The sequence below is a fragment of the Enterobacter cloacae complex sp. SYL001 genome (assembly GCF_049237025.1).
Lineage (GTDB): Bacteria > Pseudomonadota > Gammaproteobacteria > Enterobacterales > Enterobacteriaceae > Enterobacter > Enterobacter intestinihominis.
Map to the genome: position 1 here is coordinate 38,810 of NZ_JBMKJI010000022.1, position 22,354 is coordinate 61,163.

A 22,354-nucleotide genomic window follows, 5' to 3' on the forward strand; every position below is an offset into this window, starting at 1 on the left:
CGATAAATTTCGCGAGCGATCACAATTCCAGAATTATATTTGGCATGTGCATACTCTTTCTTGTTTTCGTGCGGCAAAGCGCCGCTTGCTGTAAAAATATTCACTATTTATGCATTAATAGTGAATAACTCCATATTGTAACTCATTGATATTCTGTTACCCAAATCCGTTTATGCATTTTTATCGCTGGCTGGCACGAACGCTGCAATCTACATTCACAGTGCAAACACTCAATTATTTAACATTTAAACAACCTTTTATTTACCAGATGAGGTCGCTATGTCTCTGTCAGTTACGCGTGAAAATTTTGATGAATGGATGATGCCGGTATACGCTCCGGCGGCTTTTATTCCGGTACGTGGGGAGGGCTCTCGCCTGTGGGATCAGCAGGGCAAAGAGTATATCGACTTTGCGGGTGGGATTGCGGTGAATGCGCTGGGGCATGCAAACCCGGCGCTGCGGCAGGCGCTGAATGATCAGGCGGCGAAATTCTGGCATACCGGCAACGGTTATACCAACGAACCGGCGTTACGTCTGGCGAAGAAGCTGATCGACGCCACTTTCGCAGAAAAAGTCTTTTTCTGTAACTCCGGCGCGGAAGCGAACGAAGCAGCGCTGAAGCTGGCGCGCAAATATGCGCACGATAAATTCGGCCCGCACAAGAGCGGCATCGTAGCCTTTAAAAATGCCTTCCATGGCCGCACGCTGTTTACCGTCAGTGCGGGTGGTCAGCCCTCATATTCTCAGGATTTTGCGCCGCTGCCGCCGGATATCCGTCATGCGGCGTATAACGATTTACACTCTGCCAGCGAGCTGATTGACGACACCACCTGTGCGGTGATTGTCGAGCCCATGCAGGGGGAAGGCGGCGTCATGCCCGCCCAGAAAGCGTTCCTGCAAGGGCTGCGCGAGCTGTGCGATCGGCATAACGCGGTCCTGATTTTTGACGAAGTCCAGACCGGCGTGGGCCGCACGGGTGAGCTGTACGCCTACATGCACTATGGCGTGACCCCGGATGTGCTTTCAACAGCCAAAGCGCTCGGCGGCGGCTTCCCGGTGGGGGCGATGCTGACCACCGATACATTCGCCAGCGTGATGACCGTGGGCACCCATGGCACCACTTACGGCGGTAACCCGCTGGCAACCGCTGTCGCCGGACAGGTGCTGGATATCATCAACACTCCTGAGGTGCTTAGCGGCGTGAAGCAGCGTCACCAGTGGTTTGTTGAGCGTCTTACCGCCATCAATAACCAGACCGGCATGTTCAAAGAGATCCGCGGTCTGGGGCTGTTGATAGGTTGTGAGCTTGCCCCTGAGTTTGCTGGCAAAGCGAAGCTGATTTCACAGGAAGCGGCAAAGCAGGGCGTGATGGTGTTGATTGCCGGCGCTAACGTGGTGCGGTTTGCCCCTGCGCTGATCGTCAGTGAGGAAGAGGTCAGAACCGGGTTAGATCGTTTTGCGCTGGCCTGCGAACAGGTGAAGTCCGGGGTGTCACCATGATGGTCATCCGTCCCGTTGCGCACGGCGATCTCGCCGGGCTTATGCAGCTTGCCGGTAAGACAGGGGGCGGGCTGACCTCGCTGCCTGCCGATGAAAAAACGCTGTCGGCGCGCATTGAGCGCGCCCTGCAAACCTGGCAGGGGACGTTGCCAAAAAGCGAACAGGGCTATGTGTTCGTGCTGGAAGAGACCGACACGGGAACCGTGGCGGGGATTTGCGCTATCGAAGTGGCCGTCGGGCTCAACGATCCGTGGTACAACTACCGCGTCGGCACGATGGTCCACGCCTCGAAAGAGCTGAACGTCTACAACGCGCTGCCGACGCTCTTTCTCTGTAATGACCATACCGGCGCCAGCGAACTCTGCACCCTGTTTCTCGATCCGGACTGGCGCAAAGAGGGTAACGGTTATCTGCTCTCCAAATCGCGCTTCATGTTTATGGCCGCCTTTCGCGACCGCTTCAACGAAAAAGTGGTCGCGGAGATGCGCGGCGTAATTGATGAGACGGGCTACTCGCCGTTCTGGGAGAGCCTGGGCGAACGCTTCTTCTCCATGGAATTCAGCCGGGCGGATTACCTGTGCGGTACCGGTCAGAAGGCGTTTATCGCCGAGTTAATGCCGAAGCATCCTATTTATACCCATTTCTTAACGCCGGAAGCGCAGGCGGTGATCGGCGAAGTTCACCCGCAAACCGCTCCGGCCCGTGCAGTGCTGGAGAAAGAGGGATTTCGCTACCGTAACTACGTCGACATCTTCGACGGCGGCCCGACGCTGGAATGCGATATTGACCGCGTTCGCGCCATCCGTAAAAGCCGCCTGGTTGAGGTTTCAGAAGGCCAGCCCGCGCCGGGCGAGTGGCCAGCCTGTCTGGTCTCGAACGAGAATTACGCCAACTTCCGCGCCATGCTGGTGCGAACCAACCCAACATGCGAGCGTCTGGTACTGACGGCTGCGCAACTGGATGCCCTGAAATGTAACGCTGGCGACACGGTTCGCCTGGTGCGGCTCTGCCCTGAGGAGAAAACAGCATGACTCTATGGATTAACGGTGACTGGGTAACGGGCGAAGGTGATGCGCGGACAAAAACTAACCCGGTCGGCCAGGAGGTGCTCTGGTCGGGGAGCGACGCCAGCGCCGGGCAGGTTGAGCAGGCCTGCCAGGCTGCACGCCGCGCGTTTCCGGCATGGGCGAAACGGCCATTCTCCGAGCGCCAGGCGCTGGTTGAGAAATTTGCTGCGCTGCTGGAGGCCAATAAAGCAGAGCTGACCCGCATCATTGCCTGCGAAACCAGCAAGCCGCGCTGGGAGGCAACAACCGAAGTGACGGCGATGATCAATAAAATCGGTATATCGGTGAAGGCGTACCACGCCCGCACCGGTGAGCAGCATACCGGGATGCCGGACGGCGCCGCCACGCTGCGCCACCGTCCGCACGGGGTGTTGGCGGTGTTTGGCCCGTACAACTTCCCCGGGCATCTGCCGAACGGGCATATTGTGCCTGCGCTGCTGGCGGGAAATACCGTCATCTTCAAGCCGAGTGAGTTAACCCCCTTAACCGGAGAAGCAGTAGTAAAACTCTGGGAGCAGGCGGGGCTGCCACCGGGCGTGCTGAATCTGGTGCAGGGCGGGCGTGAAACCGGTCAGGCGCTGAGTGCGCTGAGCGACATTGACGGTCTGCTGTTTACCGGCAGTGCCGGAACGGGTTATCAGCTGCATCGTCAGCTGGCGGGGCAGCCGGAAAAAATTCTGGCGCTGGAGATGGGTGGCAACAACCCGCTGATTGTGGAAGATCCGGATGATATCGATGCTGCGGTCCACCTGACCATTCAGTCGGCATTCATTACCGCCGGACAGCGCTGCACCTGCGCCCGCCGCCTGCTGGTTAAACGCGGCGCGCAGGGGGATGCGTTTCTTAAGCGTCTGGTGGAGGTGAGCGGGCGTCTGGTTCCCGCGAAATGGGATACCGAGCCGCAGCCGTTTATCGGCGGGCTGATCTCCGAGCAGGCGGCGCTGAACGTGCTGAAAGCGTGGCAGGAGCACGTTCAGCGCGGGGCGAAAACCCTGCTGGAGCCGAAGCTGGTTCTGCCGGGCACATCGCTGCTGACGCCGGGGATTATTGAGATGAGTGCGACGAGCAACGTGCCGGATGAAGAGGTCTTTGGCCCGCTGCTGTGCGTCTGGCGCTATGACGATTTTGCATCGGCGATCGAGATGGCCAACAACACCCGCTACGGCCTGTCGAGCGGCCTGATATCCCCGCATCGCGAGAAATTCGACCAGCTGCTGCTGGAAGCGCGCGCCGGGATCGTGAACTGGAACAAACCGCTGACCGGCGCGGCGAGCACCGCGCCGTTTGGTGGCGTAGGGGCATCGGGCAACCATCGCGCCAGCGCCTGGTATGCCGCCGATTACTGCGCGTGGCCGATGGCAAGCCTGGAAACCCCGGCGCTGACGCTGCCGGAGACGTTGAATCCGGGGCTGGATTTTACAGAGGGTGACGCCCATGAAAGCGCGTGAGGTTAACTTTGACGGACTGGTGGGGCTGACGCACCACTATGCCGGGCTGTCGTTCGGCAATGAAGCTTCGACGAAGCACCGTTTCCAGGTCTCGAACCCGAAGCTGGCGGCCAGGCAGGGGCTATTGAAAATGAAGGCGCTGTCCGATGCCGGTTTCCCGCAGGCGGTAATCCCGCCGCAGGAGCGGCCGAACGTGGCCGTGCTGCGCCAGCTGGGCTTCAGCGGTACGGATGAACAGGTGGTTGAAAAAGCCGGTACGCAGTCCCCACAGCTGCTTTCCGCGGCCAGTTCAGCCTCTTCAATGTGGGTAGCGAATGCCGCCACCGTCGCGCCGTCGGCGGATACGCTGGACGGCAAAGTGCATCTGACCGTCGCTAACCTGAACAACAAATTCCACCGCGCCAGCGAAGCGGAGACCACCGGGCGTGTGCTGCGCGCCATTTTTAATCATGATGCGCATTTTGAGGTGCATTCAGCGCTGCCGCAGGTCGCGATGTTTGGCGACGAAGGGGCGGCAAACCACAACCGTCTGGGTGGCGATTACGGCGATCCAGGCTTGCAGCTGTTTATCTATGGACGGGAAGAGGGCGGCCACGCCGCGCCGGTTCGTTATCCGGCGAGACAAACCTTAGCCGCAAGCCAGGCGGTTGCACGGCTGAACCAGGTTAATCCTACTCAGGTGATTTTTGCCCAGCAAAATCCGCAGGTGATCGACCAGGGCGTGTTTCATAACGATGTGATTGCCGTTTCCAACCGTCAGGTGCTGTTCTGCCACGAGCAGGCGTTTGCCCATCAGGAAAAGTTGCTGGCCACGCTGCGCGAACGCGTACCGGGATTTATGCCGATTCAGGTGCCCACGCAGGCGGTAAGCGTGCAGGATGCGGTCGAAACGTATCTGTTCAACAGCCAGCTGCTGAGCCGGGATGACGGCAGCATGATGCTGGTGCTGCCGCAGGAGTCCCGCAACCATCAGGGTGTCTGGCGCTATCTCAGCGAACTGGTACAGGCGGATAACCCGATTGATGAACTGCGCGTGTTTGATCTGCGGGAAAGTATGGCCAACGGCGGGGGACCGGCGTGCCTGCGACTGCGCGTGGTGTTAACGCCGGAGGAAATGCAGGCCGTGAATCCGTCGGTGATGATGAACGACACGCTGTTCAATACCCTCAATGACTGGGTGGACCGCTACTATCGTGACCGTCTGGTTCAGGCCGATCTGGTTGATCCGCAGCTGCTGCGCGAAGGCCGCGAGGCGCTGGATGCATTATCAACCATCCTGCAACTGGGATCGGTTTATCCGTTCCAGCGCTAAGGAGACGATATGGAAAACTTTCTGGCGCTGACGCTGGCTGAAGAGACACCGGAGCGGCACGAGGGGGAAGGCCCCTCGTTCCACTGGCGATGGCTGGGGCCGGGCGTGCTTGAACTGATGCCGACGGGGCAATATAACCTGTCGCTGCTGCTTTCTACCGGCATTCACGGGAATGAAACCGCGCCCGTGGAGATTGTCGATCTGTTGCTGCGCGCGCTGTATCGCGCAGAGATCACGCTGCACTGCCGTCTGCTGGTGGTACTGGGAAATCCGCCTGCGCTGGCGCAAAACAAACGGTATCTCGTGAGCGACATCAACCGAATGTTTGGTGCCCGCTGGGCGCAATTTCCACAGAGTGATGAAACGACACGTGCGCAATGGCTGGAGAAGGTGGTCACGGCGTTTTTTGCCGGGGCGGGGGAGACGCGCTGGCACCTCGATCTGCATACCGCCATCCGCGCCTCGTACCACGTACGTTTTGGCGTGTTACCGCAGCGCCATCAGCCGTGGGATGAGGCGTTTCTGACCTGGCTTGGCGACGCGGGACTGGAAGCGCTGGTTTTCCACCAGACGCCGGGCGGCACGTTTACCCACTTCACCTGCGAGAATTTCGGCGCGCTGTCCTGCACGCTGGAGCTGGGAAAAGCGCTGCCGTTCGGGCAAAACGACCTGACGCGTTTTGCCCCTACGCATCAGGCGCTTCGGGCGTTGCTCGCAGGGGTTGCGCCGGAACCCACCCGGGAACCCGTCGTGCGCTATCGGGTCGTACAGCAGATCACGCGTCAAAGTGAAGCTTTCCAGCTTCATATGGCGCCCCATACGCTGAACTTCACGCCGTTTCGCCAGGGCGTCCTGCTGGCGGAAGATGGTGAGACGCGCTATGCGGTACAGAACCCCACGGAATATGTTTTATTTCCTAACCCGTCAGTCGCGTTTGGTTTACGAGCCGGGTTGATGCTGGAAAAAATGCCCTGATCGTCTCCCCTCGCGCAGACCGGAGGGGAAACGAAGAATTAATTTCTTAACGTTAAAAGCGCTCTGGAAGTGTTTGCGGAATATTCCTGGAGAATTGCTTTATTATTAAACGGCACTTCGCTATACTCCTCCACAATCTCTTTAAAATCATCCTGTTGAATATTTTTGTTTCATCTCTCCACGCTTTTTCCTTAATTTCTCCATAATTGGCGAAAACGTGTTTTTTATACTTTCATTGTTTTACCGTTGCTCTGACTAATTGACGATAAACCCCGTAAAGTTAATCTCGTCAACACGGCATAGCGCCGAAGAATAACTGAAAGTAAGGAAAGACATTATGCGTAAATTAACTGCACTGTTTGTTGCCTCTACCCTGGCTCTGGGCGCTACCAGCATGGCGTTCGCCGCCGATACCGCGACCACTACCGCCGCGCCGGCAGAAGGCAAAATGATGATGCATCATAAAGGCAAGCCGGGTATGCATCATGAGATGATGATGTTTAAAGATCTGAACCTGACCGATGCGCAGAAGCAGCAGATCCGCGACATCAGGAAAAGTCAGCGTGACCAGATGAAACGTCCTCCGCTGGAAGAGCGCCGCGCGATGCATGACATCATTGCCAGCGACAGCTTCGACAAAGCAAAAGCAGAAGCGCAGATCGACAAAATGGCCGAGCAGCATAAAGCGCGCATGCTGGCCCACATGGAAACCCAGAACAAGATTTACAACATTCTGACGCCGGAACAGAAAAAGCAATTTAATGCCAATTTTGAGAAGCGTCTGACAGAACGTGCAGCGCCGGAAGGTAAAATGCCTGCACCAGCCGAATAATCGGTTCACTCTCTTAAGACCGCCGGGCTCCTGTCTACACAAGCGAAAACGCTGTGGACAGGACCGGCGGTTTTTCTTTTGCCCCATGCCTAAGGTCTGGCCTTACCGTTGCCGATAATACGTCTGTGAAAATGCCCTGGCGCACGGTGCGTCCTTCAGGAGTGGTCATGGAATTCTTTGATATCCGTAAAATACCCGTCAGTCTCTGGCGTAACGGCGCGGGCGAGACGCGTGAGATTTGCTGTTTCCCTCCCGCGACGCGGGATTTTTCCTGGCGGGCCAGCATCGCCTCCATCGCCAGTAACGGCGAATTCTCCGCGTTTCCGGGCGTTGACCGGGTGATTACGCTGCTGGAAGGCGGCGAGGTGACGCTGGATGCGGGGAGGGCGTTTTGCCATACCCTGAAACACCATCAGCCTTACGGCTTTGCGGGCGATTTGACGGTGAAAGCCGTGCTCACGGAGGGGCAGATGTCGATGGATTTCAATGTCATGACCCGACGGGAGCACTGCCAGGCAAAGGTGCGCGTTGCTACCCGGACGTTCACTACCTTCGCATCACGCGGTGGCGTGGCGTTCGTATTAAGCGGCGCCTGGCAACTGGGCGATAAATTACTGACCGCCGATCAGGGCGCCAGCTGGCAAGAGGGCAGCCATACCCTCCGTCTACTGGAAACGAAGGGGTCGCTGCTGTTCAGTGAAATTACCTGGCTGCCGGGTCATTGAGCATGACTATCTCATATTTACCGGTTAACAGCGGCTTACAGAGAATTTTGTAGCCATCCTGATCGAACCCGGCAGGTGTGCGCAGCAGGGCGGCAGCGTCATCCAGACTTTCAACCGCGCCAAGCCAGAGCCAGTTGCGGATGACGTGATAGTGCGTCATCGCATCGCGGGTCTCTTTCAACGCCACCGCGCCTTCCCACGGCCAGCAGTTGACGCTGATTGAGGCCAGGCCAGCCATAAACCGGGCATGATGTTCTTCAACGCTCTCTTTTCCACAGCACGCCCCGGCGCAGCGTTTCAACGCGGAGCGGAAACAGGCGCGACCGCGGGTAGTCGCTTCCAGTCCTAACAGGCCGTAACAAAGCTGTAATTCATCAGCAAGGGATTGCAGAGTTTGCAGTGCGGCACGTTTGTTGGCAAACAGACCGTAAAGATTCGGTTCATGCGAAAAATCCACTTCCCGGGCATAAACGACCTGCGGTTTTCCCGCATTAACCTGCAAGGAACACAGCTGGCGGTTGCGGCGCAGGCGTTTGTTAAACAGCGGCTGCTGTTCCTTGATGAGCCGGGCTTCGAGCAGAAGCGCGCCCAGTTCACCTGCCGTCTCGATCCAGGTGATCCGCCGGGACTGTCTGAGCATCGACGCTTCGTCCGGCGTACGCAGGTGCGACATCACCCGACTGCGGATATTTACGCTTTTGCCGATATAGAGCGGCATGGTGTCGCTGTCGCCGTGGAAGAAATAGACGCCAGGCTGTTTAGGCAGCGCCTCAAGCCAGGGGCGAAGATGCTCGGGATATTCGTAGATAGCCGCCGCTTCAAACTCAAGACGCGGGGCGGATTGACGCCTGCTCACATACTGCTCCATATACTGTTCAGGCATACAGTGTAGCAGGTGTTTGGTGGTTAAAAAAGAGCCGGGTGGCGGCTACGCCTTACCCGGCCTGCAAAACTGAGTTACCGTTTTGCTTTTACTTTTTCCAGAAATCATCAAACACCGTAATGGGTGGACGGCGTTTGTGCTCGGTTTTCAGATACCAGCCTTCAATAATTTTTGCGGTACCTTCGTCGAGCGTTTTGCCTTCCAGATAATCATCGATGTTGTCATAGGTCACACCCAGCGCGGCTTCATCCGGCAGGGAAGGGCGATCGTCTTCCAGGTCTGCCGTTGGCGCCTTCTTATACAGGTGCTCCGGGCAGCCCAACGCCGCCAGCAGTTGCTTACCCTGACGCTTGTTCAGGCGGAAGAGGGGGTTGATGTCCGTGCCGCCATCGCCGTATTTGGTGAAGAAACCGGTGATGGCTTCCGCGGCGTGGTCGGTGCCGACGACGACCCCTTTGGTCATCCCTGCGATACTGTACTGCGCTTTCATGCGCTCACGGGCTTTCTCGTTGCCACGAACAAAATCGCTCAGTTCAATACCGGCTTCACGCAAGGCCTGCTCGCTTGCCAGCACCGAACCTTTAATATTCACGGTTAGAACTCGGTCCGGCTGAATAAAGGCGATCGCATCCTGACAGTCCTGCTCGTCGGCCTGCACGCCATACGGCAGACGTACGGCAATAAATTGCAGTGCGGTGTCACCGGTCTCGTCACGAAGCTCGGTGATGGCCATCTGGCTTAGTTTACCGGCCAGAGTGGAGTCCTGACCGCCGCTGATACCCAGTACCAGCGTCTTCAGGAAAGGGTGTGCGGACAGGTAAGCTTTCAAAAAATCAACGCTACGACGGATCTCTTCATTGGCATTAATCGCAGGTTTCGCGCCCAGCGCCTGAATAATTTCTTGTTGCAGAGCCATTACGCCCTCCCTATGCAGAACCAAACAGAAAGTGTGATCTGTTAAAACTAACCCTTTGTCGGGGAAACGACAAGGATCACAGTTTTGAGTGTACTGTTTTACAGCGATTTAGCAGCTTATCGTTGTTTTATTAGAATTTTCCGAAATTCGTCTGGCGTAACTCGCAAAGTTGAACAATAGTAATTTTTATCCCATGCTTAGTTAACACGCTGATAAACAAGAGGACGGAATATGAACAAGAACGTAGCAGGAATTTTAAGCGCAGCGGCGGTACTGACTATGCTGGCTGGGTGTACAGCTTACGATCGCACCACAGATCAGTTCACACAGCCAGTGGTAAAAGACGTCAAAAAAGGCATGACGCGTTCCCAGGTTGCAGCCATTGCCGGTAAACCTTCTTCAGAAGTCACTATGATCCACGCGCGTGGCACCTGCCAGACCTATATTCTGGGTCAACGTAATGGTAAGGCAGAAACCTACTTTGTCGCCCTGGATGATACCGGTCACGTGATCAATTCGGGCTACCAGACCTGCGCTGAATATGACACCGATCCACAGGCACCTAAGGCGCAGTAACCGCGCTTGCCTGAAAGTGTTAACAAACCGGCCTGATGGCCGGTTTTTTTATGCATACGTAAATCTTATTTCTTAGCGCGAAATATTTGCCTGAAATGTGAAGGTAGTCAACAAGCCAGGTCAATGAGAGACAATTTGAGTCTATCCAGAATTATCCCCTCCCTGTACCATTGCGTATACTCACTTCAACGACAAACAATGTTCAGCACACTGCCCGTCAGCCAGGATAGCGAGTCGATTGATAGCGCGACGGCGGTCAGTCCAATAAGAGGGAAATTATCATGGAAAAGAAACATATCTACTTGTTCTGCTCTGCGGGCATGTCCACTTCGCTGCTGGTTTCAAAAATGCGCGCGCAGGCCGAAAAATATGAAGTCCCTGTGGTGATTGAGGCGTTTCCGGAAACGCTGGCGGGCGAAAAGGGCCAGACAGCAGATGTAATTTTACTCGGGCCGCAAATCGCTTATATGCTGCCAGAAATTCAACGTTTGCTCCCTAATAAGCCGGTCGAAGTGATCGATTCCGTTTTATACGGCAAGATTGATGGTTTAGGTGTATTAAAAGCTGCTGTTGCGGCGATTAAAAAAGCTGCTAATTAATTTTTTATTTTTCCCGTCAAAGAGTTATTTCACACACAATACGCCGTAACGGTCGTTGCGGCATTTAAGGGTATTTTCCTATGAGTAAAGTCATCGCTTCACTTGAAAAGGTACTCCTTCCTTTTGCTGTTAAAATAGGAAAGCAGCCTCACGTTAATGCCATTAAGAACGGCTTTATTAAATTAATGCCGTTGACATTAGCCGGGGCAATGTTCGTTTTAATTAACAACGTTTTTCTCAGCTTTGGAGAAGGTTCCTTTTTTTATTCATTAGGAATTAGGTTAGATGCTTCCACTATTGAAACCCTTAATGGTTTAAAAGCCATTGGCGGCAACGTATACAACGGTACGTTGGGTATTATGTCGCTAATGGCGCCTTTCTTTATTGGAATGGCCCTGGCGGAAGAGCGTAAGGTGGATCCGCTGGCGGCGGGCTTACTGTCCATTGCCGCGTTTATGACCGTCACGCCGTACAGCGTGGGCGACGCTTACGCCGTGGGCGCCAACTGGCTGGGTGGGGCAAACATCATTTCCGGTATTATTATCGGACTGGTGGTGGCCGAAATGTTCACCTTTATCATTCGCCGCAACTGGGTTATCCGCTTGCCGGATAGCGTTCCGGCCTCCGTTTCTCGTTCATTTTCCGCGTTGATACCGGGCTTCATTATTCTCTCCATCATGGGGATTATTGCCTGGGCGCTCTCTCACTGGGGGACTAACTTCCACCAGATCATTATGGACTCTATCTCAACGCCGCTGGCGTCGATGGGTAGCGTGGTCGGTTGGGCGTATGTCATCTTTACCTCCCTGCTGTGGTTCTTCGGCGTGCATGGTTCACTGGCACTGGCGGCGCTGGACAGCGGTATTATGACCCCGTGGGCACTGGAAAACGTCGCGCTTTACCAGCAGTACGGCTCCGTCGATGCGGCGCTCGCGGCCGGTAAAACCTTCCATGTGTGGGCGAAGCCGATGCTTGACTCCTATATCTTCCTGGGCGGTACCGGGGCGACGCTGGGTCTGATCATCGCGGTCTTTATTGTCTCTCGCCGCGCCGACCATCGTCAGGTTGCGAAGCTGGCCCTGCCGTCAGGCATCTTCCAGATTAACGAGCCGATCCTGTTTGGTCTGCCAATTATCATGAACCCGGTGATGTTCATTCCATTCATCCTGGTTCAGCCGCTGCTGGCCGCGATTACGCTGACGGCATACTACCTGGGCATTATCCCGCCGGTGACCAACATTGCGCCGTGGACGATGCCAGCTGGTCTGGGCGCGTTCTTCAACACCAACGGTAGCGTGGCCGCCTTCCTGCTTGCGATATTCAACCTCGGGATTGCAACCCTGCTCTACATGCCGTTCGTGGCGATTGCGAACAAGGCTGCAACGGTTATCGATGAAGAAGAGAGCGAGGAGGATATCGCCCTCGCACTGAAATTCTAAAATTGCACGGCGCGGGGCAACCCGCGCCAGCGTAAAGGAGCTTAAAGATGTTAGATTTAGAGAGTATCGTTGCCGAAGAAACCGCAGTGAACGATCTGGAAGAGGTGGTGAAGGGGCTCATCATCAATTCCGGGCAGGCGCGAAGCCTGGCGTATGCGGCGCTTAAGCAGGCTAAGCAGGGCGATTTTGTTGCCGCGAAAACCATGATGGAGCAGTCCCGTACGGCGTTAAACGAAGCGCATCTGGTGCAGACGAAACTCATCGAAAGCGACCAGGGCGAAGGAAAGATGAAAGTGAGTCTGGTGCTGGTACATGCGCAGGATCACCTGATGACCTCCATGCTGGCGCGCGAGATGGTAGCGGAGCTCATCGAGCTTCACGAGAAGATGCAGTAAGTCTGAACAGGCACCAGGAGGTCAGCACGATGGAAATCAAAACCGCACATGAGCAGCAGCTGTTTAATGGCAAGAATTTTCACGTGGTGATTTACAACAAAACGGAGAGCGCCAGCGGTCTGCACCAGCATGACTACTACGAGTTCACGATTGTTCTGACCGGCCGCTACTATCAGGAGATTAACGGTAAGCGCGTCCTGCTTGAGCGTGGCGATTTCGTCTTCCTGCCGATGGGGTCCTATCACCAGAGCTTTTATGAGTTTGGTGCGACGCGCATTCTTAACGTAGGGGTGAGCAGACGTTTCTTCGAGAAGCACTATCTGCCGCTGGTTCCGTTCTGCTTTGTGGCGTCACAGGTGTATCGCGTTAAAAATGAGTTTATGACCTGGATTGAAACGGTTATCGCCTCGCTGAATTTCCGCGACAATGAATTTGATGAATTTATTGAAACCGTGACGTTCTACGTCATGAACCGTCTTCGCCATCACCGTGAAGAACAGCAGGTGGTGGATGATATTCCTCAGTGGCTGCGCAGTACCGTGGAGCTGATGCACGACAAAGGACAGTTCAGCGATAACGCCCTGGAAAACATGGTGGCGCTGTCGGGTAAATCGCAGGAATATTTAACGCGCGCCACGCAGCGCTATTACCGTAAAACGCCTGTTCAAATTATTAATGAAATCCGCATCAATTTTGCCAAAAAACAGCTGGAAATTACTAACTACTCTGTCACCGATATCGCTTACGAATCGGGTTACAGCAGCCCCAGCCTGTTTATTAAAACCTTTAAGAAAATGACTTCATTCACACCGAACAGTTACCGCAAAAATTTAACGGTAATTAATTAACTTTCGGCGGTTTATCCGCCAGGAATATTGACGTAATGGCTTGCCCAAATAGCGGGAAGAGTACGCTATACCTTGCAGGCGATTACCCTGATAAGCTAAGGGAGAGTTTATGCAAAAGAAATTAAAAGTCGTAACCATTGGTGGCGGAAGCAGCTATACCCCGGAATTACTTGAAGGTTTCCTGAAACGTTATCATGAATTACCGGTCAGCGAATTATGGCTGGTGGATGTTGAAGAAGGTCAGGAGAAGCTAAATATTATTTTTGAACTGTGCAAACGCATGGTTGAAAAAGCGGGCGTGCCTTTAACCGTGCATAAAACGCTGGATCGCCGCCTGGCGCTGAAAGATGCTGACTTCGTGACCACCCAGCTGCGCGTCGGCCAGCTGAAGGCGCGTGAGCTGGACGAGCGTATTCCGCTGAGCCACGGTTATCTGGGCCAGGAAACCAACGGGGCAGGTGGCCTGTTTAAAGGTCTGCGTACTATTCCGGTCATTTTTGACATCATTAAAGACGTGGAGGAGATCTGCCCGAACGCGTGGGTGATTAACTTTACCAACCCGGCCGGGATGGTCACCGAGGCAGTCTATCGTCACACCGGTTTCAAACGCTTTATCGGCGTCTGCAATATTCCGATCGGCATGAAGATGTTCATCCGCGATGTGCTGGCGCTAACCGATAACGATGAATTGTCCATTGACCTGTTCGGCCTGAACCACATGGTCTTTATCAAAGATGTGATTGTGAACGGGCAATCGCGCTTTGCGGAACTGCTTGATGGCGTTGCCTCTGGTCGCCTGACCGCGGCCTCGGTGAAAAACATCTTCGATCTGCCGTTCAGCGAAGGGCTGATCCGCTCCCTGAATCTGCTGCCGTGCTCGTATCTGCTTTACTACTTCAAGCAGAAAGAGATGCTGGCGATTGAAATGGGCGAATACTACAAAGGTGGCGCACGCGCTCAGGTTGTGCAGAAAGTAGAGAAGCAGCTTTTTGATTTGTATAAAGATCCGAACCTGAACGTCAAACCGAAAGAGCTTGAGCAGCGCGGTGGGGCATACTATTCAGATGCCGCGTGTGAAGTGATCAACGCCATTTACAATGACAAGCAGGCCGAGCACTATGTGAACGTTCCGCATCATGGGCACATCGACAATATCCCGGCAGACTGGGCCGTGGAGATGACCTGCATCCTTGGGCGCGAGGGTGCAAAACCGCATCCCCGCATTACCCACTTCGACGATAAGGTGATGGGCCTGATTCACACCATCAAAGGCTTTGAAGTGGCGGCGAGCAATGCGGCCCTGAGCGGCGAGCTGAATGACGTGCTGCTGGCGCTGAACCTGAGCCCGCTGGTGCATTCTGACCGTGACGCTGAAAAACTCGCGAGTGAGATGATCCTGGCGCATGAGAAATGGCTGCCAAACTTTGCTGCAACGGTTGAGAAACTGAAACTCACACACCGTTAAGAGGAGGCGCGATGGAAAACCTGCTGATCGTCAATGCCGATGATTTCGGCCTGTCAAAAGGGCAGAACTACGGCATTATCGAAGCCTGTCGCCGGGGCGTCGTGACCTCTACAACAGCGCTCATCAACGGTGAGGCGGTGGAACATGCGGCGCAGTTAAGCCGTGAGCTGCCCGAACTGGGCGTGGGCATGCACTTTGTGCTGACGCTTGGGTTGCCCCTTTCACCGATGCCGGGGCTGACGCGCGACGGGCAACTGGGTAAATGGATTTGGGAAATGGCGGAGCAGGACGCTTTGCCGCTTGATGAGATTGTCCGCGAGCTGGACTGCCAGTTTAACCGCTTTGTGGATGTGTTTGGCCGCGAGCCCACCCATATCGACAGTCATCATCATGTGCATATGATCCCGGCGATTTTCCCGCTTGTGGCAGAATTTGCCAAACGTAAAGGCGTGGCGATGCGCGTGGATCGGGAGGTGCGCGGACTGCCGGACGTTGCGGTGACGTCAACGGAGGGGTTCAGCAGCGCATTTTATGGCGACGATATCGACGAAGCGCTGTTCCTGAAGGTGCTGGATGCCTCCGCCGCAAAAGGGGAGCGCTCGCTTGAGGTAATGGCGCATCCGGCGTTTGTCGATAACATCGTACGTAAGAGCGCCTACTGCTGGCCGCGTCTGGCGGAACTGGACGTGCTAACGTCGGCGTCGTTGAAGTATGCGATTGCCGAGCGTGGGTATCGTCTGGGGACGTTCAGGGATTTGTGAGCAAAATAAAGCCCGGGGACGGCTTCGCCTTACCGGGCCTACAACATCAGTCGAAATATAGGCCGGGTAAGCGTAGCGCCACCCGGTTTTTTTTACGCCGGTATCTGGTCAATCTTGCTGCTGCGCGACCACACGCGGTGCGCGGCGAGCAGGTCAAACAGCCGGGTCATAAACGCATCGTCAATGTTATCACCTTCGACAATGCCTTCTTCCCCTTGATCCGGTACCTTCAGCAGCGATTTAAACTTCCGCGCATCGCCTGCGAGGGCGATTGGCTTCAGGTGCTTATAGGCTTCCAGCAGATAATAGGCGGCATCACCGTTACCGAGCAGACTCTCAACGTCGCCGCACGGCATAATCACCGCATCAACCGTCAGGGACGGTGCCCCGGCGAAGGTCGCGGCAATCGGCAGGACGGAGCCATCATCGGCCGTCACTTCACCCATGCGTGAGTAAAGCAGTTTGGCATGTACGCCCTGAGTCTTGAGCGCCCTCATGATCCCCAGCACGTCGCTGGCGCGCGGTTTATCGTTCAGCAGGATAGCCACTACGCGGCCTTTGATCGTCCCGCCAGGTACCGCGTACAGGCTCAGGGACGGATCCTTCTTAAGCCCGTTCACGTCTTTAGGCGGTGCAGCATGGCATTGCTCGTCAGTCAGCGTAATGCCGAGATTATTCGCCACGCCCTGAGCAAGCTGGATATCAATATGCGCCAGATGGTCGACCACGCGCTCGCGAATGTAGGTACGCACCACTTTGCTCAGCTCGAAGCTGAAGCCGCCGATAATGTGCTGCTGTTCGATCGGGGTCTGGCTGTTCCAGAACAGGCGAGGCTGAGCGTAATATTCGCCGAATGACGGGCTGCGCTCGCGAATTTTTGTTCCGTCCACGCGCTCCTGATACGACTCGAATCCGCCACGTTTTGGCCCCGGCGGGGTTTCACGCGGCCAGTTATCGTTAATGGAGTTCGGCTCGTAGTTCGCCGGGTTGGTATCGATATCCTGGCGATGCATCCCGTCACGCTGGAAGTTATGGTACGGACAGGTCGGACGGTTGATTGGGAGCTCATGGAAGTTAGGTCCACCAAGACGGCTGATCTGCGTATCGGTGTAAGAGAACAGACGACCCTGCAGCAGCGGATCGTTGGTGAAGTCCAGCCCCGGCACAATATGGCCCGGGTGGAACGCTGCCTGCTCATTTTCCGCGAAGAAGTTATCCGGGTTGCGGTTAAGCACCATTTTACCCACCAGCTGAACCGGCACCAACTCTTCAGGAATAAGCTTGGTCGGGTCGAGCAGGTCGAAGTCGAATTTGAACTCGTCTTCTTCCGGGATCAGCTGTAACCCCAGCTCGTATTCCGGGAAATCACCGGCTTCAATGGATTCCCACAGTTCGCGACGGTGGAAGTCCGGATCGCGTCCGGTCAGCTTCTGCGCTTCATCCCACACCAGCGACGCTTTCCCCGCGACCGGTTTCCAGTGGAAACGCACAAACGTCGCTTTACCTTCAGCGTTAATCAGACGGAAGGTATGAATACCAAAGCCTTCCATGGTGCGATAGCTGCGCGGGATCCCCCGGTCAGACATCGCCCACATCACGTTGTGAAGGGTTTCCGGTTGCAGGGAGACGTAGTCCCAGAATGTGTCATGCGCACTTTGTCCCTGCGGTATGGCCCAGTGTGGTTCTGGTTTTACCGCATGGACAAAGTCAGGGAACTTATGCGCGTCCTGTATGAAGAAAACCGGGGTGTTATTCCCGACGAGGTCGAAAATGCCCTCTTCGGTATAGAATTTGGTGGCGAAGCCGCGGATATCACGCACCGTGTCGGCCGAACCCGCGCCGCCCTGTACGGTAGAGAAACGCACAAACACCGGTGTGATTTTGTTCGGATCGGAAAGGAAATCTGCTTTGGTGATCTCCTTCAGGCTCTTGTACGGCTGGAAATAGCCGTGCGCCGCGGAGCCGCGAGCGTGGACGATACGCTCAGGGATACGCTCATGGTCGAAATGGGTGATTTTTTCGCGCAGGATGAAATCTTCCAGCAGCGTCGGGCCGCGCGTTCCGGCGCGCAGGGAGTTCTGATCATCGGCAATGCGAACGCCCTGGTTCGTGGTCAGCGCATGGCCTTCACCGCCCTTGCGGTGAGGATCGAGCGATTTCAGCTTTTCGTTTTCCGTTTCCGGGGCTTTCATGCTGCCCGGGGCGGTAGGCTGTTCACCCGGTGCGGAAGGACCCGGTGATGGTTTGTGTGAGCCGTCGGCTGGGGCAAGTGAGTCCATTCCCGGTTGAGATTCTTCAGTCCCATGAATGGGTGACTGATGTGGTTTATCATTGTTCGACATTGCACGCTTCTCCTTTGTTCATTCCTAAAAACCCTATTAAGGATAGAACAATGTTAAGAATTAGCAGGCGAACGAAGCGTTTTCAGATATTGATTAGCGAAAGGAGCCATCTGCGATACGTCAGGCGCGACGGGCGGGGGGAGAATCGGCTATGATAGAAATTTCCTGCTTTAAGAATTTGCTTTAGTGAACCCGTCGCTTATGAAACCTCTTCGTCAACAAAACCGCCAGGTTATTAGCTATGTACCCCGCGTTGAGCCCGCGCCGCCAGACCATGCCCTGAAGGTGGATGGTTTTCGCGATGTCTGGATGCTGCGGGGTAAATACGTTGCCTTCGTGCTGATTGGCGAGCACTTCCGTCGCTCCCCTGCGTTTACGGTGCCGGAATCGGCGCAGCGATGGGCAATGCAGACCCGCCAGGATGAAGAGGTTGAAGAATAACAGCCATAAAAAAACCGCCCGATGGCGGTTTTTTTATTTCAGCAGTTATTAACGATGTGCCAGTTCGGCATCATCTTCACTGTCGAGAATCGTTTTGTCGGTCTGCTTCAGCCACTGGCTGGTCAGGGTACCGGCGGTCATTGAACCACTCACGTTCAACGCGGTACGACCCATATCGATCAGTGGTTCAACAGAGATCAGCAGGGCAACCAGCGTTACCGGCAGCCCCAGCGCAGGCAGAACGATCAGCGCAGCGAAGGTCGCGCCGCCGCCCACGCCCGCAACACCGGCGGAGCTAATGGTCACGATACCGACCAGCGTCGCAATCCAGACCGGATCCAGCGGGTTAATACCCACGGTTGGGGCAACCATCACGGCCAGCATCGCCGGGTAGAGACCCGCACAGCCGTTCTGCCCGATGGTGGCGCCAAAGGAGGCCGAGAAGCTGGCGATAGACTCGGGTACGCCCAGACGACGTGTCTGTGCTTCCACGTTCAGCGGAATCGATGCCGCGCTGGAACGGCTGGTGAAGGCGAAGGTCAGCACCGGCCAGACTTTGCGGAAATATTTCAGCGGGCCAACGCCGTTCACCGCCAGCAGGATGCCGTGCACAACAAACATGATGCCCAGACCGAGGTACGAGGCAATCACAAAGCTGCCAAGCTTGATGATGTCTTGCAGGTTAGAACCTGCCACGACTTTGGTCATCAGCGCCAGGACACCGTACGGCGTCAGCTGCATGACCAGACGCACCAGCTTCATTACCCAGCTTTGCAGGGTATCGATGGCAGTCAGAACCCGCTCGCCTTTCGGCGCATCGTCCTTCAGCAGCTTCAGCGCAGCCACGCCCAGGAACGCAGCGAAGATCACTACGCTGATAATGGAGGTTGGGCTTGCACCGGTCAGGTCAGCAAACGGGTTTTTCGGAATGAAGGAGAGCACCATCTGCGGAACGGTCAGATCGGCCACTTTACCCACGTAGTTGGTCTCAATCGCCGTCAGACGCGCGGTTTCAGCGCTACCCTGCACCAGACCTTCAGCAGTCAGGCCAAACAGATTGGTAACCAGCACACCCACCAGCGCCGCAATCAGCGTTGTGAAGAGCAGGGTGCCAATGGTCAGGAAACTGATTTTACCCAGTTGAGAAGCATTATGCAGGCGGGCTACGGCGCTCAGAATTGAGGCGAATACCAGCGGCATAACGATCATTTGCAGCAGCTGTACATAGCCGTTACCGACAATGTTGAACCACTGAATGGAATCTTTCAGTACCGGGCTGTCGGAGCCGTAAATAGCGTGTAAGGCCAGGCCAAACACCACGCCCATGACAAGACCAACCAGTACCTTTTTCGCCAGGCTCCACTGTTTGTGGCGAGCCTGGGCGAGAAGCAATAGCAATACGACGAACACAACAATGTTCGCGATGAGTGGAAAATTCATCCCCGTTCTCCTGATTTATTATACGGTCGGTTTTTACCGAACCTGTTGGCGCAAGGTTATCAGAAGTGTGATGTAGCGCTTATATCCATATGGAATGGTTTATGACAAAAGTGATTATATTGTCGGTTTAATGTTCAATCTGGTGATTAATAAAACGATTGAACTGAAATTGCAGCGAGTTGATCATCTGCGATGACCAGCGCACTGCACCATTTTCGGGCAATGTCTGCGGCATCCAGACGGCATAGGCAAACAGCGCCATGCACAGAACGCGCTCCAGCTGGTTGCCTTTTTGCGGCACGAGGATTGGCAGGCGGAAACGCCAGCGGCAGGGCCAGAGCAGCGGAACGCCCGCTGGCGTCAGCATATCGGCGAGGATATGGCTTAAGTAGCCGAGCACCATGCCCTGAATGGCATCCGCCGGGACTATCCAACTCTCGGGAACCTTCAAATAGAAGAGTGTAAGCAGGCCAAATACGGCCAGCAGGCTGTGGGTAAACCCGCGATGACCAAAGGCTCTGGCGATGGGTTTTGAAATCCACTTCAGCCGCTGACCAAGGAATGATTTTGGATGGTCGATGTCCGGCAGCAGGCAGGTCAGCACGGCAGAAGGGACAATATGCCACCAGTCCCCCTGGGCCAGCACAGGGGTCAGTTCAGCGTTTTTAGCAAACACTGCACAGGCAAGTGAAAAAAGCAGGTGGCCTTCCGCCGTCATGATAAAACCCGGTAAACTGTCAATCCATACAGTATAGGGTTTTTATACAGTGTGTGAAAGAGGTGACGGTGTAACTCTTTGTCACAAACCGGCGGTTAGCGCGCCAGCCAGCCACCGTCTACGGCAAGGGTATGGCCGTTAACGTAATCCGACGCCGCCGAGGCCAGAAACACCACCGGACCCTGTAAATCCTCCGGAAGTCCCCAGCGGCCCGCCGGAATACGGTCGAGGATCGCCTGGCTGCGCTGCTCATCATCGCGAAGTTGTTGGGTGTTATTTGTCGCCATATAACCCGGCGCGATAGCGTTCACGTTAATACCTAGCGGCGCCCATTCGTTTGCCAGCAGGCGGGTGAGCCCGAGGACGCCGCTTTTCGAAGCCGTATAGGACGGCACCCGAATGCCGCCCTGGAAGGAGAGCATGGAGGCAATGTTAATAATCTTGCCGCCCTGACCCTGCACGATAAACTGTTTCGCTACTGCCTGAGAGAGGAAAAAGACCGATTTCAGATTGAGATCGATGACCTCGTCCCAGTCCTTCTCGCTAAATTCCAGCGCATCGCACCGACGAATGGTGCCGGCATTATTAACCAGAATATCGATGCGGCCCATCTCTGTGACGGCGGTATCCACGACGCTCTGAATACTCTCATGCTTGCCGAGATCGGCGCGAATTGCGATAAAGCGCCGTCCCAGCGCCGTGACGCGCGCTGCCGTTTCGTCAGGAACCTTGCGGTTTACCCCCACGATATCGCATCCTGCCTGGGCGAGGGCAATGGCCATGCCTTGCCCCAGACCGGTATCGCACCCGGTCACCATCGCCACTTTTCCTGCCAGAGTAAAAGCATCCAGTATCATACGCGCCTCAGAAGTCAGGTTATTGTCATTCTGCACGTAAGGATAGGAGTCTGGAATGAGAAAAGCAAATAAAGTAAAACGTTGTTTTGATTTTGTGATACAGGCAGCCGAAGCTGCCTGAAAGAGCGTTACTCTCCGCGCAGATGGCGGGCAGTCAATTCTTCAAGAGACGTCAGCCTGACATCCGCGAGGGCAAAGCGGGGATCGTGTCGGCCTTCTTCAGCCGGCACAACGATGGAGCGCATACGTGCGGCTTTGGACGCCACCATGCCGTTAACCGAATCTTCCAGCGCCACACAGGTAAGCGGATCCAGCCCCAGTTTCGCGGCGCAGTCCATATACACCTGCGGATGTGGCTTGCTGTAAGGAAGCTTTTCGGCCGAGGCCAGCGCGTCGAAGCTGTCGCGCAGCCCGAACATCGTCAGCACTTTTTCCAGCATATGCAGAGGTGAGGCAGAGGCAAGCCCCACTTTCAGCCCTTGCGCCTTGCACAGGGCGATAGCGTCGCGTACGCCCGGTAACAGAGGCTTATTCTCTTCTACAAGGGAGATAGCACGGTTGATAATGCGCGCCGTAACTTCGTCGCGATCCGGGCCAACCCATGGCTGGTGGGCATACCAAAGGTCAACCACCATATCGATGCGCAGCCCCAGGGTATCGGGAAGCTCATTACGACGACTGATATCGACGCCGAGGCTGGCCATCACGTCCAGTTCAGCCCGATCCCACAGGGGTTCGGAATCAATCAACAATCCATCCATGTCAAAAATAGCGGCAAGTATCTGGCGCGGTGTCGACATTACAACATCTCCTTA

21 protein-coding genes and 1 pseudogene are annotated in these 22,354 nt (G+C 55.4%); 15 read left to right on the top strand and 7 right to left on the bottom strand.

What is annotated here, in order from left to right; genetic code table 11:
• The first annotated feature begins 279 nt into the window (after positions 1–279).
• The 7 genes from astC to ves all read left to right on the top strand — a co-directional run bounded on the left by astC (position 280) and on the right by ves (position 7,859).
• On the top strand, positions 280–1,500 hold the full coding sequence (gene astC / locus ACOTZP_RS17890; RefSeq protein ID WP_271074609.1) for a succinylornithine/acetylornithine transaminase: 1,221 nt from the start codon (positions 280–282) through the stop codon (positions 1,498–1,500).
• Positions 1,497–2,531, top strand: a complete 1,035-nt coding sequence (gene astA, locus ACOTZP_RS17895; protein WP_022647810.1) for an arginine N-succinyltransferase — start codon at positions 1,497–1,499, stop codon at positions 2,529–2,531. Before astC ends, astA begins: the two co-directional genes overlap by 4 nt.
• Complete coding sequence (gene astD / locus ACOTZP_RS17900) at positions 2,528–4,015, top strand: succinylglutamate-semialdehyde dehydrogenase (RefSeq protein ID WP_271074610.1); 1,488 nt, start codon at positions 2,528–2,530, stop codon at positions 4,013–4,015. Before astA ends, astD begins: the two co-directional genes overlap by 4 nt.
• Positions 4,002–5,327 (top strand): N-succinylarginine dihydrolase, encoded by a 1,326-nt coding sequence (astB, locus tag ACOTZP_RS17905; protein WP_180242937.1) that lies wholly within the window; start codon positions 4,002–4,004, stop codon positions 5,325–5,327. The genes astD and astB overlap by 14 nt, the downstream gene beginning before the upstream one ends.
• 9 nt (positions 5,328–5,336) lie before the next feature.
• Positions 5,337–6,302: a succinylglutamate desuccinylase gene (gene astE, locus ACOTZP_RS17910; protein WP_058647215.1), complete on the top strand. Its 966-nt coding sequence runs from the start codon at positions 5,337–5,339 to the stop codon at positions 6,300–6,302.
• Positions 6,303–6,639: 337 nt separating this feature from the next.
• Positions 6,640–7,134 carry an ATP-independent periplasmic protein-refolding chaperone Spy gene (gene spy, locus ACOTZP_RS17915; protein ID WP_022647814.1) on the top strand — a complete coding sequence of 165 codons (495 nt, stop codon included), beginning with the start codon at positions 6,640–6,642 and terminating at the stop codon, positions 7,132–7,134.
• Between the two features lie 167 nt (positions 7,135–7,301).
• A complete protein-coding gene (gene ves, locus ACOTZP_RS17920) occupies positions 7,302–7,859 on the top strand; it encodes an environmental stress-induced protein Ves (protein ID WP_022647815.1) in 558 nt (185 codons plus the stop codon).
• Here ves and cho read toward each other — a convergent pair.
• Positions 7,837–8,715, bottom strand: a complete 879-nt coding sequence (gene cho, locus ACOTZP_RS17925) for an excinuclease Cho (protein ID WP_032624399.1) — start codon at positions 8,713–8,715, stop codon at positions 7,837–7,839. The two genes, ves and cho, sit on opposite strands and share 23 nt — an antisense overlap.
• 115 nt (positions 8,716–8,830) lie before the next feature.
• Complete coding sequence (nadE, locus tag ACOTZP_RS17930) at positions 8,831–9,658, bottom strand: ammonia-dependent NAD(+) synthetase (protein ID WP_022647817.1); 828 nt, start codon at positions 9,656–9,658, stop codon at positions 8,831–8,833.
• A gap of 231 nt (positions 9,659–9,889) precedes the next feature.
• On the opposite strand from nadE, the gene osmE reads away from it, so the two are divergent.
• The 7 genes and pseudogenes from osmE to chbG all read left to right on the top strand — a co-directional run bounded on the left by osmE (position 9,890) and on the right by chbG (position 15,741).
• The gene (osmE, locus tag ACOTZP_RS17935; RefSeq protein WP_022647818.1) at positions 9,890–10,234 is read left to right on the top strand and encodes an osmotically-inducible lipoprotein OsmE; all 345 of its coding nucleotides are present in this window, start codon (positions 9,890–9,892) and stop codon (positions 10,232–10,234) included.
• A gap of 269 nt (positions 10,235–10,503) precedes the next feature.
• A pseudogene (locus ACOTZP_RS17940) lies at positions 10,504–10,833 on the top strand (PTS sugar transporter subunit IIB); the annotation flags it as partial.
• An 80-nt stretch (positions 10,834–10,913) separates the two neighbouring features.
• Positions 10,914–12,272, top strand: a complete 1,359-nt coding sequence (gene chbC / locus ACOTZP_RS17945) for a PTS N,N'-diacetylchitobiose transporter subunit IIC (protein ID WP_017384664.1) — start codon at positions 10,914–10,916, stop codon at positions 12,270–12,272.
• Positions 12,273–12,319: 47 nt separating this feature from the next.
• Entirely contained in the window at positions 12,320–12,667 is a 348-nt protein-coding gene (gene chbA / locus ACOTZP_RS17950; protein WP_421633760.1) for a PTS N,N'-diacetylchitobiose transporter subunit IIA, read from the top strand.
• A 2-nt stretch (positions 12,668–12,669) separates the two neighbouring features.
• Positions 12,670–13,515: a transcriptional regulator ChbR gene (chbR, locus tag ACOTZP_RS17955; RefSeq protein ID WP_255248587.1), complete on the top strand. Its 846-nt coding sequence runs from the start codon at positions 12,670–12,672 to the stop codon at positions 13,513–13,515.
• Between the two features lie 109 nt (positions 13,516–13,624).
• Positions 13,625–14,980 (top strand): 6-phospho-beta-glucosidase, encoded by a 1,356-nt coding sequence (locus ACOTZP_RS17960; protein WP_022647822.1) that lies wholly within the window; start codon positions 13,625–13,627, stop codon positions 14,978–14,980.
• A gap of 11 nt (positions 14,981–14,991) precedes the next feature.
• Positions 14,992–15,741, top strand: a complete 750-nt coding sequence (chbG, locus tag ACOTZP_RS17965) for a chitin disaccharide deacetylase (RefSeq protein WP_058647213.1) — start codon at positions 14,992–14,994, stop codon at positions 15,739–15,741.
• 92 nt (positions 15,742–15,833) lie between these two features.
• On the opposite strand, the gene katE is transcribed toward chbG, so the two are convergent.
• Positions 15,834–18,083: a catalase HPII gene (gene katE, locus ACOTZP_RS17970; RefSeq protein ID WP_023299905.1), complete on the bottom strand. Its 2,250-nt coding sequence runs from the start codon at positions 18,081–18,083 to the stop codon at positions 15,834–15,836.
• A gap of 201 nt (positions 18,084–18,284) precedes the next feature.
• Between katE and cedA the strand changes: the two genes are divergently transcribed.
• Positions 18,285–18,524, top strand: coding sequence for a cell division activator CedA (gene cedA, locus ACOTZP_RS17975; protein WP_022647825.1), 240 nt, complete (start codon positions 18,285–18,287; stop codon positions 18,522–18,524).
• 48 nt (positions 18,525–18,572) lie between these two features.
• Here the strand turns inward: cedA and tcyP are convergent, their stop codons facing one another.
• From tcyP to hxpB, 4 genes are all read right to left on the bottom strand, one after another.
• Positions 18,573–19,964, bottom strand: a complete 1,392-nt coding sequence (tcyP, locus tag ACOTZP_RS17980; protein ID WP_022647826.1) for a cystine/sulfocysteine:cation symporter — start codon at positions 19,962–19,964, stop codon at positions 18,573–18,575.
• Positions 19,965–20,091: 127 nt separating this feature from the next.
• A complete protein-coding gene (locus ACOTZP_RS17985) occupies positions 20,092–20,682 on the bottom strand; it encodes a metal-dependent hydrolase (protein ID WP_015570742.1) in 591 nt (196 codons plus the stop codon).
• Between the two features lie 95 nt (positions 20,683–20,777).
• Positions 20,778–21,539, bottom strand: a complete 762-nt coding sequence (gene kduD / locus ACOTZP_RS17990; RefSeq protein ID WP_023299906.1) for a 2-dehydro-3-deoxy-D-gluconate 5-dehydrogenase KduD — start codon at positions 21,537–21,539, stop codon at positions 20,778–20,780.
• 128 nt (positions 21,540–21,667) lie between these two features.
• Complete coding sequence (gene hxpB / locus ACOTZP_RS17995; protein WP_022647828.1) at positions 21,668–22,339, bottom strand: hexitol phosphatase HxpB; 672 nt, start codon at positions 22,337–22,339, stop codon at positions 21,668–21,670.
• Between the last annotated feature and the right edge of the window lie 15 nt (positions 22,340–22,354).

What these genes read in the sequence shown, in the direction of transcription:
- osmE (WP_022647818.1), top strand. Translation starts at nt 9,890, where the DNA reads ATGAACAAGAACGTAGCAGGAATTTTAAGCGCAGCGGCGGTACTGACT.
- ACOTZP_RS17985 (WP_015570742.1), bottom strand. Translation starts at nt 20,682, where the DNA reads ATGACGGCGGAAGGCCACCTGCTTTTTTCACTTGCCTGTGCAGTGTTT.
- katE (WP_023299905.1), bottom strand. Translation starts at nt 18,083, where the DNA reads ATGTCGAACAATGATAAACCACATCAGTCACCCATTCATGGGACTGAA.
- ACOTZP_RS17960 (WP_022647822.1), top strand. Translation starts at nt 13,625, where the DNA reads ATGCAAAAGAAATTAAAAGTCGTAACCATTGGTGGCGGAAGCAGCTAT.
- chbC (WP_017384664.1), top strand. Translation starts at nt 10,914, where the DNA reads ATGAGTAAAGTCATCGCTTCACTTGAAAAGGTACTCCTTCCTTTTGCT.
- astD (WP_271074610.1), top strand. Translation starts at nt 2,528, where the DNA reads ATGACTCTATGGATTAACGGTGACTGGGTAACGGGCGAAGGTGATGCG.
- astB (WP_180242937.1), top strand. Translation starts at nt 4,002, where the DNA reads ATGAAAGCGCGTGAGGTTAACTTTGACGGACTGGTGGGGCTGACGCAC.
- astE (WP_058647215.1), top strand. Translation starts at nt 5,337, where the DNA reads ATGGAAAACTTTCTGGCGCTGACGCTGGCTGAAGAGACACCGGAGCGG.
- tcyP (WP_022647826.1), bottom strand. Translation starts at nt 19,964, where the DNA reads ATGAATTTTCCACTCATCGCGAACATTGTTGTGTTCGTCGTATTGCTA.
- nadE (WP_022647817.1), bottom strand. Translation starts at nt 9,658, where the DNA reads ATGGCTCTGCAACAAGAAATTATTCAGGCGCTGGGCGCGAAACCTGCG.
- chbG (WP_058647213.1), top strand. Translation starts at nt 14,992, where the DNA reads ATGGAAAACCTGCTGATCGTCAATGCCGATGATTTCGGCCTGTCAAAA.
- ves (WP_022647815.1), top strand. Translation starts at nt 7,302, where the DNA reads ATGGAATTCTTTGATATCCGTAAAATACCCGTCAGTCTCTGGCGTAAC.
- astA (WP_022647810.1), top strand. Translation starts at nt 1,497, where the DNA reads ATGATGGTCATCCGTCCCGTTGCGCACGGCGATCTCGCCGGGCTTATG.
- hxpB (WP_022647828.1), bottom strand. Translation starts at nt 22,339, where the DNA reads ATGTCGACACCGCGCCAGATACTTGCCGCTATTTTTGACATGGATGGA.
- spy (WP_022647814.1), top strand. Translation starts at nt 6,640, where the DNA reads ATGCGTAAATTAACTGCACTGTTTGTTGCCTCTACCCTGGCTCTGGGC.
- cedA (WP_022647825.1), top strand. Translation starts at nt 18,285, where the DNA reads ATGAAACCTCTTCGTCAACAAAACCGCCAGGTTATTAGCTATGTACCC.
- astC (WP_271074609.1), top strand. Translation starts at nt 280, where the DNA reads ATGTCTCTGTCAGTTACGCGTGAAAATTTTGATGAATGGATGATGCCG.
- chbA (WP_421633760.1), top strand. Translation starts at nt 12,320, where the DNA reads ATGTTAGATTTAGAGAGTATCGTTGCCGAAGAAACCGCAGTGAACGAT.
- kduD (WP_023299906.1), bottom strand. Translation starts at nt 21,539, where the DNA reads ATGATACTGGATGCTTTTACTCTGGCAGGAAAAGTGGCGATGGTGACC.